Here is an 11,863-nt window from a genome sequence, read left to right on the forward strand (position 1 = left end):
TGCCTCCTCGGTCAGTTGCTCTCGTCGCAGGGCATGGTGGCGCTCTTGTGGACCGGGCCGAAGTGGTCGATGCCGGGGAAGACGGAGGGGATGGAGACGGTGACCGTCGCGGTCACCGTGGCTCCGGGGCAGCTCGGGGGCACCCCGATGTCGGCGCGCTTGCCGACCCAGTCGCTGACGGCGGCCTTCCCTGCCTGTGCGGCTCCGCCCGCGCGCTCCGTCTGCGCGCCGGTACGGGCCGCCGCCCGCGCGGCCGTGCCCGCCTGCTGGGCGGCGTACGCGGCGAGGCCCAGCTGGACGCCGGCGAGCGCGACCAGGAGCAGCAGCGGCAGGAAGCCGAGGTACTCGACGGCGGCGGAGCCGCGGTCGCCGCGGTGCGCGCGGCGCCTCACGGCGCCTGCTCCCGCGCCGCTCCGGCCGCCCCTGAGCTCCCGCCACCTCACGGCCTCTCCTCCCGCGCCGCCCCGGCCCGCCCGTGCACCGTGAACGGGAAGGACAGCGCCCCCGGGAAGAGCACCGGGACCTTGATCGCGACGGTGGCCGTGAAGACGTCGGGGTCGCCGCCTCCGCCGCAGCCGGGCCCCACGTCCCACCCGTCCGGGGCGGCCGCCCGCATCGCCGCCTCGCACGCGGCGGGCCCCCCGTCCTTCGCCGCCCCCGCCCGCGCCCCCTCGTCGGCCACGTGTCCGGCGACGGTGTACGTGTAGCCGGTCAGGACCAGTTGCCAGATGGCGGCAAGGGTCACCAGGATGATCGGCACCATCCCGGTGAACTCGACGATGACCTGCCCCCGGTCCCGGTCGGCGCGCGTCCGCATCCCCCGCGACCGCGTGCACCCCGACCGCATCCCCCGCGTCCGTATGCCCGTCAGCCGTGCAAGCCGTGTCAGCCGCGTCAGCCGTGTCAGCCGTGTCATCCGTGCCCCCGCCGCCGCAGCACGAGCGTGCCCCGGCCGCTCTTCTCCGGCGCCGGGCCGACCCCCTTCACCAGGCCCAGCTCGCCCGCCAGCGTCCACAGCGCCTGCTTGACCGTGGACTTGGCGTCCAGGTCGTGCAGGCGTCCGGCGTCGACGACGGCCTGGAGCTCCTTGAAGTTGGCGGGGACGGAGGTGCGGGTGATCCGGGTGCCGGTGACCTTCTGGACGAGGGCGGGCTGGATCTCGGTGGCGCGGTTGTGCCGGTTGACCACGGTCGTGGTCTCCTCGGCCTTGCGGATCTGGAGGCGGTCCCACATCCGTACGATCCGCTTGGCGGCCCGTACCGACACCACGTCCGGGGTGGTGACCAGGAGGGCGGTGTCGGCGAGTTCGACGGCGGCGGCGTTGGCGCCGTTCATCTGGGTGCCGCAGTCGACGACGACCACCTCGTAGCGGTGGCGCAGGGCGGAGAGGATCTGGCGGGCCGCGCGGTCGGTGACCTCCTCGGCCCGCTCGCCGTCGCCCGGGGCGAGCAGCAGGCCGACGCCGGTGGAGTGGGTGAACAGGGCGTCCTGGAGGACCCGGGGCGAGATGTCGGTGATCGTGGCGAGGTCCGCGATGGAGCGGCGGAACTGGACGTCGAGGTACGAGGCCACGTCCCCGGCCTGGAGGTCCATGTCGACCAGCGCCGTGGTGCGGCCCGAGGCGCACGCCGCGAGGGCGAGGTGGACGGCGGTGACGGTGGTGCCGACCCCGCCCTTGGCGCCGGTGACGGTGACGACCGTGCCGCCGGGGCCGCTCGACGCCTCGCCCCCGCCGCCCAGGTGGCGGCGTACGCCGGTCGACCACTGGGCGGCCACCTGCACCCGGCTGACCAGCTCCTCGTAGTGCAGCGGCAGCGTGACCAGGCCGCGCGCGCCCGAGTCCATGGCGGCGGCGAACAGGCCCGGGCCCGCGTCGGAGGTGATCAGGACGACGCCGACGGCGGGGAAGCGCAGGGCGACCTCGCGGACCAGGTCGAGGGCGGGCACCGGCCCGATGCGCTCGTGGACGAGGACGACTTCGGGCAGCTCGTCCAGGGACTCCCCGGCGAGCCGGGCCAGGGTGTCCAGGAGCTGGGTCGAGTCCCCCACGGGCGCGGCGGGCTCGGCGTCCGGGAGCTGGCTGAGCAGGGTGGTGACGGACCGGGCGGCGTCGGCGTCGGCGACGGCCGGGAGGATCCTGGTGGTCATCCGAACCTCACTGGTCCTTTTCGAGGCGGTACGTACGGTCGCCGGGCGGGACGGAGGGGCTGCCGCCGGGTGCGACGAGCGCGAGCCGCACGTGCTGGGCGAAGGACTCCGCGTACGCGACGCGCTGGGCGTCGACGGTGCCCAGGGCGAAGGTGATCGGGACGGCCTCGGTGCTCTTGTTGCGGTCGTCGCGGCCGGGGTCGAGGGCCTTCAGGCTGCCCACGTCGATGACCCTGGCGCCGGAGACGATGATCTTCGACTGGGCGGTGTCGCCCTGCTTGGCGGCGGCGAACGTGGCGAAGATGTTGACCGTGGAGCCCGGCGTGATCTTGCCCGCCACACCGGTGGAGGCGTCGATCATAATGGCGATCTCCTGCTCCCCGGCGCGGAGTTCGGGCCGCTTCACGATCATGTCGGTCTGGAGCAGCGAACCGGCCCTGAGCTTGGTGACGGCGATCATTCCGCGGATGGCGGAGAGATCGGTGACCGCGTTGCCGGGCAGCCACCGTTTGGGCATCGACGTCTTCTCGAACTGGCTGTCCTTCAGGTCCTTGTAGGGGTCGATATCGCTCTTCACGCGGTACGCCGTCACCTCGGGGCCGACCTTCGAGTTGGCGTCGTGGATCACCGAGAGGACCCCGGCGAAGGCGCCGGCCGCGCACAGGACCGAGACCAGGAGAAGGATGACGCCACGGCGCTGACGGGAGTTCATTGACCGTACGACCTCGTTCGATGACGTGGGACTGAGCGGACGGAGCCACCGGGCGGGCTGCGCGGCGGCTAGGTGTACGTGCCTCCCGCGGGCAGCTGGAGCTCGGGGGCGGGGACGGGCGAGGCGCAGAACCCGCAGCGGTCGCCGATGAGTTCCATGCCGCACCACCGGCACGACTCCCGTCGTACGGACGCCACGAGCTGGTAGAGCACGGACAGCTCGGACAGGTACGCGGCGAACTCGGTGAGCCTGCCCGTCCCCCACCAGGTGGGCGAGTACCCCGGCAGCGGCGCTTCCAGCACGGCACCGACCTGCCAGCCTGCGGCGAGGGTGGCGGTGACCCAGTCGGAGGGCGCCGCCGCGCTCGCCACCAGCAGATGGCAGGCGTACTCGGGCCCCTCCAGGTCGCCCGTGCCGATCCGCACCAGCTGCGGCTCCGGGTGGGCGAGCACCGCGAACTGGGTGCCGGGAAGCCAGGACTTGGCGTGCGTCTTGAGGCCGACCGGGACGCGGTCGAGCCGGGTGACCGAGTTCAGTACGGCGCCCGCGTGGATGTAGTGCGCGAGCAGGCGGGCGGCCGAGGCGAGCACGCCGGGGCTGAAATCGCACATGGACAGCTGGCACAGCTGGCGGGCGAGGACCGCCAGCCCGAGCGGCGGCAGCGGCGATCGCAGCAGCGCGATCCGGTCGCTCTCCAGGATCGAGCGGACGGTGTGCAGCCGCTGCTCGTGGGCGGCCGGGAGCGAATCCGGGTACAGCACCACGACATGGCCGTGCGCGTCGAGCAGGCGGTGGGCGTGGGCGAGTGCGGCGTCGAGCGGCTGGACGTCCGGGGACGAGAAGACCGCCACCGGCGGGGTGTGTGGATCGGTCGCCGGTAACACCAGGTCCGGGCTGGTGACGGCTATCGCAGTTGGCACATCAAGTCCCCGTTCCCTCGGCCCGGTTCGGGCCCCCTCAGCCGTAAGTGATCACCGCGCTTCCCTCCTGAAGCAGCACTGTATCCAGGAGATAGCTGCGGGTGAACAGTCTTCTCGTTTCTGTGATGCCTCCAGGGGTGCCAGAGGTCTTGACAACAGGATTGGTCTGGACCAACTTGTACGCAGGTCTGGACCAGCTTGTCGCACGGCGCGCGCCCCACCTCCCCACCGACCTCCCAACTCCCCCACCGGAGGCAGCAAGTGAAACGAGCAAGCGGCAGAGTCGGCCTGGCCGTGGCCGCCGTCGGCGCCCTGTCCATAGCCGGGCTCACCGGCACCGCCCACGCGGCGGACGTCAACAACGCCAGGAACGCGGGCTTCGAGTCGGGGCTGGCCGACTGGAGCTGTACGGCGGGGAGCGGCGCCGCCGTCTCCTCGCCGGTGCACGGCGGAGCCGCCGCCCTCAGGGCGACCCCGTCGGGCTCCGACACCGGCCAGTGCGTCCAGACGGTCGCCGTGAAGCCCAACTCGACGTACACACTGAGCTCCTGGGTCCAGGGCTCGTACGTCTACCTCGGCGCCACCGGGACCGGCACCGGCGACGTCTCCACCTGGACGCCGGGCACCGGCGGCGGCTGGAGCCGGCTGTCGACCACCTTCAAGACCGGCGCCTCCACCACGTCGGTGCAGATCTACACGCATGGCTGGTACGGCCAGAGCGCCTACTACGCCGACGACATCTCCGTCTTCGGCCCGGACGGCGGCGGGGGCGGCGACCCGGCGCCGACGGTTCCGGCGGCCCCGGGCGGCCTCGCGGTCGGCTCGGTGAGCTCCTCCTCGGTGGACCTCTCCTGGGGCGCGGTCTCCAACGCGACCGGGTACAACGTCTACCGCGACGGCGCCAAGGTGCGGTCGGTGAGCGGCGGTTCGGCGACCGTGACCGGGCTGAGCGCGTCGACCTCGTACCAGTTCCAGGTGACGGCGACCAACGCGGCCGGAGAGTCCGCCAAGTCGGCGGCGGTGACCGCGAAGACCTCGGCCACCGGTACCCCGGGCGGCGGGAGCGTGCCCAAGCACGCGGTGACCGGGTACTGGCAGAACTTCAACAACGGTGCGACCGTGCAGAAGATCAGCGATGTACCCGCGAACTACGACATCATCGCGGTCGCCTTCGCGGACGCCACCGGCGCGCCGGGCGGGGTGACCTTCAACCTCGACACCAACGGCCTCGGCGGCTACACCGTCGACCAGTTCAAGGCCGACATCGCGGCCAAGCACGCGGCGGGCAAGTCGGTGATCATCTCCATCGGCGGCCAGAACGGTACGGTGTCGATCAACGACTCGACGTCCGCGGCGAACTTCGCCAACTCGGTCTACTCGCTGATGCAGACATACGGCTTCGACGGCGTCGACATCGACCTGGAGAACGGCCTCAACTCCACCTATATGACACAGGCGCTCAAGTCCCTCTCCTCGAAGGCGGGCGGCAAGCTCGTCATCACGATGGCGCCGCAGACGATCGACATGCAGTCGACGTCGAACGAGTACTTCAGGACGGCGCTGAACATCAAGGACATCCTGACCGTCGTCAACATGCAGTACTACAACAGCGGTTCGATGAACGGCTGCGACGGCAAGGTCTACGCGCAGGGCACGGTCGACTTCCTGACCGCGCTCGCCTGCATCCAGCTCCAGGGCGGCCTGGACCCGTCCCAGGTGGGCCTCGGCCTGCCGGCCTCCACGAGCGGCGCGGGCAGCGGCTACGTGGCGCCGTCGGTGGTGAACGCGGCGCTGGACTGCCTGACGGCGGGCACCGGCTGCGGCACCTTCAAGCCGTCGAAGACGTACCCGGGCCTGCGCGGCGCGATGACCTGGTCGACCAACTGGGACGCCAAGTCGGGCAACGCCTGGTCGAACGCGGTGGGCCCGCACGTGCACGCGCTGCCGTAGGGCCTGTCCGGCGGGTCTCCCCGCGCCCTAGGAGGGGGCGCGGGGAGACCGTCGTGCTCACGGCTTGGGCAGGGTGCAGCCCGGGCGGCTCAGGTCGACCTTGTTCCCGGTGCCTATGCAGGGGACGATGATGTACGTCTCCTGGGCATAGTTGATCTTGTACCGGACGGTGACCTTGCCGTTCTGGTCCACCTCGCACGGGTTGTTCTCGGTGCAGCGCTGGCCGTCCTCGTTGCCGGTGTTGTTCACCGCGACCACCTTGCCGGTGGCCGTGTCGATGACCGGGGAGCCCGAGGTGCCGCCGATGGTCTGGCAGGCGGAGGTGTAGCGGACCGAGTCCTTCCAGGTCCAGTCGCCCTCCTTGAGGCGGTAGACGAACCCGTCGATGTTGCAGCTGTAGGTCCGCTTCCAGTACCCGGAGACCACCTTGATGGCGGTGCCCGCGACCGGGTGCTGGTCGTTGAGGGTGAGCGCGCCGATCCCGTACTGGCTCTGGATCTGCGCGTACGTCTTGCTCAGCTCGTAGACCGTGATGTCCGTGTCGGTCATCGTCGCGTAACTGACCTTGGTGGCCCGCAGCGTGCCGACCTTGCTGCCCGAGCCGTTGAGCAGCGAGAAGCTGCGCGTGGAGGGCTGGTCGGTGATGACCTCGCCGGCGGCCGGGAATCCGGTCTCCAGGCAGTGGCCGTTCGAGAGGATGAGAGCGGGGTCGTTCGGCTGGGAGCTGGGCGTGCGGATGAGCGACCCGGAACAGTTGCTGAGCGCGACCGTTCCGGCGAAGTCGACCGCCTTGACCGTCGCCTTGGCGCCGCTGTGGGTGTGCGGCGCCGCGACGACCGGTGCCGCACCCGCTCCGACGAGCAGAAGCGCGAGCACCGTGCCGACGAGAGGCTTCTTCATGTGGGGGTTCCCCTCTGAAGGGATTCAGGAGTGGGTTCCTGAAGTTGTCATGCGCATTGTTGGTCGCGCCAACCCCCGGGGGCAACCGTCTGGTTCGGGCCAGTTGGATCAGCTCCGCCCTCACGACGGGGTCGTCCCGTACGTCCGGACGGTCCATCGGGGCCCCGTCGGCGGCCCGGTCCGGCAGTCCCGCCGCGCACCATCGGCTCATGACAGCGACGGAGGCGCCCGGCTCCCGGGCGGCGCGGGAGGACCCGGCGCACGGGAACGACCTTGACGGGATATCACCCACGCGGGCCGGACGAGGAGGGGCCGCACCTTGACGCTGACATGCCATACCCAGAAGCTCGGGGTGCGAGGCACCACCCCAGCAACGTCGACATGAACACCCCCACCTCCGAATCCCCAGGAGCATTCATGCGACTTCGTACGCGTACGCGCGGTTCCGGCGCAAGACGCTCGGCGGGCCTGGCGGCCCTGCTGGCGATCGCCCTGGCCGCGCCCATGACCGCCCACGCCACCGCGTCCCCCTCCCCCTCACCCCGGGAGCGCGCGGACGTGGCCGCCGACGAGGCCACCACCCAGTACGAGATCCACGGCCCGGCCACCCCCGCCGCGCGCACCGCCCTCGCCGCCACCGGGGTCTCCATCGACGAGGTGCACGAGCACACCGTCGTGGTCAGCGCGGACGCGGCGCAGGCGAAGGACCTGCGCGCGCTCGGCTACACGCTCAAGGCGCTGGCCGGTCCGCCGAACCGCACGAACGGCCTGAAGGCGCAGCCCTTCGACTTCCCGCCGGCGGACTCGAACTACCACAACTACGCCGAGATGACGGCGGAGATCGACCAGCGGCTGGCGGCCTATCCCTCGATCATGAGCAAGCGCGTGATCGGCAAGTCGTACCAGGGCCGGGACATCGTCGCGATCAAGGTCAGCGACAACGTGGCGACGGACGAGAACGAGCCGGAGGTGCTGTTCACCTTCCACCAGCACGCGCGTGAGCACCTGACGGTGGAGATGGCGCTGTACCTGCTGCGCGAGTTCGGCGCGGGCTACGGCAAGGACGCGCGGATCACCAACATGGTGAACAACCGCGAGATCTGGATCGTGCCGGACCTGAACCCGGACGGCGGCGAGTACGACATCGCGACCGGCTCGTACCGCTCGTGGCGCAAGAACCGCCAGCCCAACTCCGGTTCGTCGTCCGTCGGTACGGACCTGAACCGCAACTGGAACTACAAGTGGGGCTGCTGCGGCGGATCCTCCAGCAGCAAGGGCTCCGAGACGTACCGCGGCGCGTCGGCCGAATCCGCGCCCGAGGTGAAGGTCGTCGCCGACTTCGCCCGCAGCCGGGTGGTGGGCGGCAAGCAGCAGATCAAGGCGGGGATCGACTTCCACACGTACAGCGAACTGGTGCTGTGGCCGTTCGGCTACACGTACAACAACACGGCGCCGGGCCTGACCCAGGACGACCACGACGCGTACGCGGCGGTCGGCGGCAAGATGGCGGCGTCCAACGGGTACACGCCGGAGCAGTCCAGCGACCTGTACATCACGGACGGCACGATCGACGACTACCTCTGGGGCGCGCAGAAGATCTTCGACTTCACGTTCGAGATGTATCCGGGTGAGTCGGGCGCGGGGGGCGGGTTCTACCCGCCGGACGAGGTGATCGAGAGGGAGACGTCGCGGAACCGGGACGCGGTGTTGCAGCTGCTCGAAAACGCCGACTGCATGTACCGGTCGATCGGTAAGGAGCAGCAGTACTGCACGGGCTGACGGCCTGCCCCGGGGCTACGCCCCGGACCCCGTTCGTCTGCGGGCCGTGCTGGGCTGCGCGACCAGCCACATCCGGCCCGCAGACGAACGCGGGCCCCGCCCGGGCAGCCCCCGCCCCCGCCCCCGGGGCCACGCGGCTCCGCGCATGTCACAGCGGGAAGGGGCGGGGTGGGGGCTAAATCAGCAAGCTGAGGAGCGCTGCCGCCCCACCTCCCGCAACCGCCAGCACACTCTCCAGCACCGTCCACGACCTCAACGTGTCCCGCTCGCTGATGCCGAAGTACTTCGACACCATCCAGAACCCGCCGTCGTTGACGTGCGACGCGAAGATCGAGCCCGCCGAGATCGCCATGATGATGAGGGCGAGGTGCGCCTGGGAGTAGGACGCGCCCTCGACCAGGGGGACCACGATGCCCGCCGTCGTGACGATCGCGACCGTCGCCGAGCCCTGGGCGACCCGCAGGGCCACCGAGATCAGCCAGGCCAGCACGATGACCGGCAGGCCGACGTCGTGGAAGGTTTTGGCCAGCGCGTCCGCGATCCCGGACGCCTTCAGGACCGCACCGAACACCCCGCCCGCGCCCACCACCAGCAGGATGTTCCCCACCGGCTTCAACGACGCCGTCGACACCCTTTCCAGGGACGTACGCGACCAGCCCCGCCGGAGGCCGAGCAACCAGTACGCCAGCACCAGCGCGATCGTCAGCGCCACGAACGGGTTGCCGAAGAACTCGATCACCGAGCGGCCGGGGGACGGGTCCAGCGCGATGGAGGAGAACGTCGCGGCCAGGATCAGGAGCAGCGGCGTGCCGATGATCGTCAGGACCGTCGCCAGGGCCACCGGCCGTTCCCCCGGCTCCACCCCCGCCGCCTCCTGCTCCGCCGCCACCGCCGCCCGCGCCTCCTGGGCCGCCTCCACCATGTCCTGCGGCACCTCCACGAAGATCCGGCGCCCGATCCACGCCGCGTACGCCCACGCCGCCAGCACCGACGGCAGCCCGACCACCGCGCCCATCAGGATCACCCAGCCCAGCGAGACGTGGAACAGCCCGGCCGCCGCCACCGGGCCGGGGTGCGGCGGCAGGAACGCGTGGGTCATGGAGAGGCCGGCCAGGAGCGGCATGCAGAACAGCAGGATCGACTTGCCCGAGCGCTTCGTCGCCGCGTACACGATGGGCGCCAGGACGAAGATGCCGACGTCGAAGAAGACCGGGATGCCGAAGACCAGGCCGGTCAGGCCCATGGCGAGGGGGGCGCGTTCCTCCCCGAAGAGCGCGAGGAGCCGGGCGCTCAACACCTCTGCGCCGCCGCTCACTTCGAGGATCGCGCCCAGCATCGTACCGAGCCCGATGATGATCGCCACGTGTCCGAGGATGCCGCCCATCCCCGACTCGACCGTCGAGACGGCGGCGGACTTCTGGACCGTGCCGAAGAGCTCCGTGACGGAGAGGCCGGCCCCGAGGCCGACGGCTATGGAGACGGCCAGCAGCGCCACGAACGGCTGGAGTCTGATCTTGATGATCAGATAGAGGAGGAGGGCTATGCCCAGGGCGGCGACGGTCAGCAGGCCCGTCGTGCCGCCGACGAAGGGGAGGATCCCGCCCGTGTGCGGCACAGGCGGCGGGGGCGCGGTGGTGGCGAGCGGGTACGGCATCCGGGGACTCCTGTGACTCGCAGGGCTGTTCCAGGGCGTGGCGGACCGCGGGGCGGCGTCCCGGCGGTCCGGGGCGCCGCTCCGTGCGGCCTGTGGAGCGGTCGTACTAAGAGCAAGGTGACTAAGAGCAAGGTCAGGCGTCCAGGACGGCCAGCGCGTCGATCTCGATGAGCAGGCCCTCGGGCAGGCCCACGTACACCGTCGTACGCGCCGGGGCGGGGGCCTTGAGGCCCTGCTCCTCGAAGTACGCGTCGTAGATCTCGTTCATCTCGGCGAAGTGGGCGACGTCGGTGAGGTAGACGCGCATCATCATCACGTCGTCCCAGGTGGCGCCGCCCTCCTCCAGGATCGCCCGGACGTTGGCGAAGGTCTGGAGGGTCTGCTCGCGCAGCCCGGGGCCCGCGGTCGTCGGGGACTGCCCCTGGACGGCGGGCAGGAAGCCGACCTGCCCGGCGACCTGGAGGATGTTCCCCTTGCGTACGCCGTGCGAGAACCTGGCCGGGGGTGTGGTGTGGGTGGCGGGGGTGAGAGCGACCTTCTCGGTCATGAACTGCCTTCCTTTTCCCTGGGGTTGGCGGGATGGGTGGGTTTGCCGGAGTATTCGCTGCTGATGGCGTCCGCCGTGCGGCGCACCAGCGGGAGCAGGGCGAGGAGCTCCTCGGCGGTGACGACGACGTTGGGGGCGGAGACCGACATCGCGGCGACGACGCGGCCGTCCGTGCCGCGCACCGGCGCGGCCACGCAGTTGATGGACTCCTCGTGGCCGCCGAGGTCGGTGGCCCAGCCCTGTTCGCGTACGGCCGCGAGCTCCTTCAGGAACGCGGCGGCGTTCGGCGTCGAACGGGACGTGTACGCGGGGTAGTCGAGCTTGTCCGCCACCGTGCGGCGCTCGGCCTCGGGCAGGTCGGCGAGGAGCAGCTTGGCCACGGCCGCGACGGTGATGGCGACGGGCTTGCCGATCCGGGAGTACATCCGCACCGGATAGCGGCTCTCGACCTTGTCGATGTACAGCACCTCGCCGTCCTCGTACACGGCGAGGTGGACGGTGTGCCCGATCCGCTCGTTGAGCGCGACGAGGTGGGGGTGGGCGATCTCCCGTACGTCGAGGTTCTCCACGGCCTCCTGGGCGAGCGCGAAGAGGCGGGCGCCGAGGCGGTAGCGCTGGTCCTCCTGGCGGTAGACGAGACCGTGCTCGTGCAGGGTGCGCAGCAGCCGCAGGGCGGTCGACTTGTGCACCCCGAGCCGCTCGGCGACCTGCCCGAGGTCGGCGGGGCCCTGCGCGAGCAGCGGCAGGATGCTCAGCGCCCGGTCGACGGTCTGGCTCATGACGTACGTACCTCCTGCTCCTCCCCCGTCCACCCGGGGGCGAGACGAAGTCTCCCCCAGGCGTCGTCGTCCAGAGCGGCAAGCCGGTCGGCGTGCGCGCGGGGCGGCGGGGCCGTGTGGTCGCCGGGGACGGTGAGCACGGCGGCGGCGAACAGGTGCCCGTGGCGGGCCCGCTCCCGTACGGGGAGTCCCCGCAGGGTGCCGTGCAGGAATCCGGCGGCGAAGGCGTCTCCGGCGCCGGTGGGGGCGACGACGTCCACGCGGGGTGCCGGAACGGCGGTGATTCTTCCCCACCCCGCCCCTTCCCGAAAGCCTCCGGCGGTTGTCGGTCGGCTGCGGGCCGTGATGGGTTGCTCGCGCAGTTCCCCGCGCCCCTGACCACCTAGGGGCGCGGGGGGCGCCGTGCAGAGTGGCCACCTCGTCGATCGCGGCGTGCACCTTGCCGGGCGCGTCGCGCCAGGCGTGCAGGTCCAG

Annotated in this window: 11 protein-coding genes and 1 pseudogene; 2 read left to right on the top strand and 10 right to left on the bottom strand. The window is 71.2% G+C overall.

Going from position 1 to position 11,863, the window contains the following annotated elements:
• Window positions 1–11: 11 nt before the first annotated feature.
• From AB0G17_RS33005 to AB0G17_RS33025, 5 genes are all read right to left on the bottom strand, one after another.
• Window positions 12–392 (bottom strand): TadE/TadG family type IV pilus assembly protein, encoded by a 381-nt coding sequence (locus AB0G17_RS33005; RefSeq protein ID WP_361390615.1) that lies wholly within the window; start codon window positions 390–392, stop codon window positions 12–14.
• A gap of 47 nt (window positions 393–439) precedes the next feature.
• Window positions 440–817, bottom strand: a complete 378-nt coding sequence (locus AB0G17_RS33010; protein ID WP_361390617.1) for a TadE family protein — start codon at window positions 815–817, stop codon at window positions 440–442.
• 95 nt (window positions 818–912) lie between these two features.
• Complete coding sequence (locus tag AB0G17_RS33015) at window positions 913–2,148, bottom strand: AAA family ATPase (RefSeq protein ID WP_361390619.1); 1,236 nt, start codon at window positions 2,146–2,148, stop codon at window positions 913–915.
• Window positions 2,149–2,155: 7 nt separating this feature from the next.
• Window positions 2,156–2,860: a Flp pilus assembly protein CpaB gene (gene cpaB / locus AB0G17_RS33020; protein ID WP_361390621.1), complete on the bottom strand. Its 705-nt coding sequence runs from the start codon at window positions 2,858–2,860 to the stop codon at window positions 2,156–2,158.
• Window positions 2,861–2,928: 68 nt separating this feature from the next.
• Window positions 2,929–3,780 carry a hypothetical protein gene (locus AB0G17_RS33025; protein WP_361390623.1) on the bottom strand — a complete coding sequence of 284 codons (852 nt, stop codon included), beginning with the start codon at window positions 3,778–3,780 and terminating at the stop codon, window positions 2,929–2,931.
• A 261-nt stretch (window positions 3,781–4,041) separates the two neighbouring features.
• Here AB0G17_RS33025 and AB0G17_RS33030 point away from each other — a divergent pair, with 261 nt between their 5' ends.
• Window positions 4,042–5,730: a glycoside hydrolase family 18 protein gene (locus AB0G17_RS33030; RefSeq protein WP_361390625.1), complete on the top strand. Its 1,689-nt coding sequence runs from the start codon at window positions 4,042–4,044 to the stop codon at window positions 5,728–5,730.
• A gap of 57 nt (window positions 5,731–5,787) precedes the next feature.
• Here AB0G17_RS33030 and AB0G17_RS33035 read toward each other — a convergent pair whose 3' ends face one another.
• The gene (locus AB0G17_RS33035; RefSeq protein ID WP_361390627.1) at window positions 5,788–6,630 is read right to left on the bottom strand and encodes a serine protease; all 843 of its coding nucleotides are present in this window, start codon (window positions 6,628–6,630) and stop codon (window positions 5,788–5,790) included.
• A 417-nt stretch (window positions 6,631–7,047) separates the two neighbouring features.
• On the opposite strand from AB0G17_RS33035, the gene AB0G17_RS33040 reads away from it, so the two are divergent.
• Window positions 7,048–8,409 carry a M14 family metallopeptidase gene (locus AB0G17_RS33040; RefSeq protein ID WP_361390629.1) on the top strand — a complete coding sequence of 454 codons (1,362 nt, stop codon included), beginning with the start codon at window positions 7,048–7,050 and terminating at the stop codon, window positions 8,407–8,409.
• A gap of 175 nt (window positions 8,410–8,584) precedes the next feature.
• On the opposite strand, the gene AB0G17_RS33045 is transcribed toward AB0G17_RS33040, so the two are convergent.
• The 4 genes and pseudogenes from AB0G17_RS33045 to AB0G17_RS33060 all read right to left on the bottom strand — a co-directional run.
• The gene (locus tag AB0G17_RS33045; protein ID WP_361390631.1) at window positions 8,585–10,063 is read right to left on the bottom strand and encodes a gluconate:H+ symporter; all 1,479 of its coding nucleotides are present in this window, start codon (window positions 10,061–10,063) and stop codon (window positions 8,585–8,587) included.
• A 133-nt stretch (window positions 10,064–10,196) separates the two neighbouring features.
• Window positions 10,197–10,610 (bottom strand): RidA family protein, encoded by a 414-nt coding sequence (locus AB0G17_RS33050; RefSeq protein ID WP_361390633.1) that lies wholly within the window; start codon window positions 10,608–10,610, stop codon window positions 10,197–10,199.
• Window positions 10,607–11,389: an IclR family transcriptional regulator gene (locus tag AB0G17_RS33055; protein WP_361390635.1), complete on the bottom strand. Its 783-nt coding sequence runs from the start codon at window positions 11,387–11,389 to the stop codon at window positions 10,607–10,609. Before AB0G17_RS33055 ends, AB0G17_RS33050 begins: the two co-directional genes overlap by 4 nt.
• Window positions 11,386–11,673, bottom strand: a pseudogene (locus AB0G17_RS33060) (PfkB family carbohydrate kinase); the annotation flags it as partial. The pseudogene AB0G17_RS33060 and the gene AB0G17_RS33055, both read right to left, overlap by 4 nt.
• Window positions 11,674–11,863 lie beyond the last annotated feature (190 nt).

The sequence above is a fragment of the Streptomyces sp. NPDC023838 genome (assembly GCF_040639555.1).
In the GTDB taxonomy this organism is placed as follows: domain Bacteria; phylum Actinomycetota; class Actinomycetes; order Streptomycetales; family Streptomycetaceae; genus Streptomyces.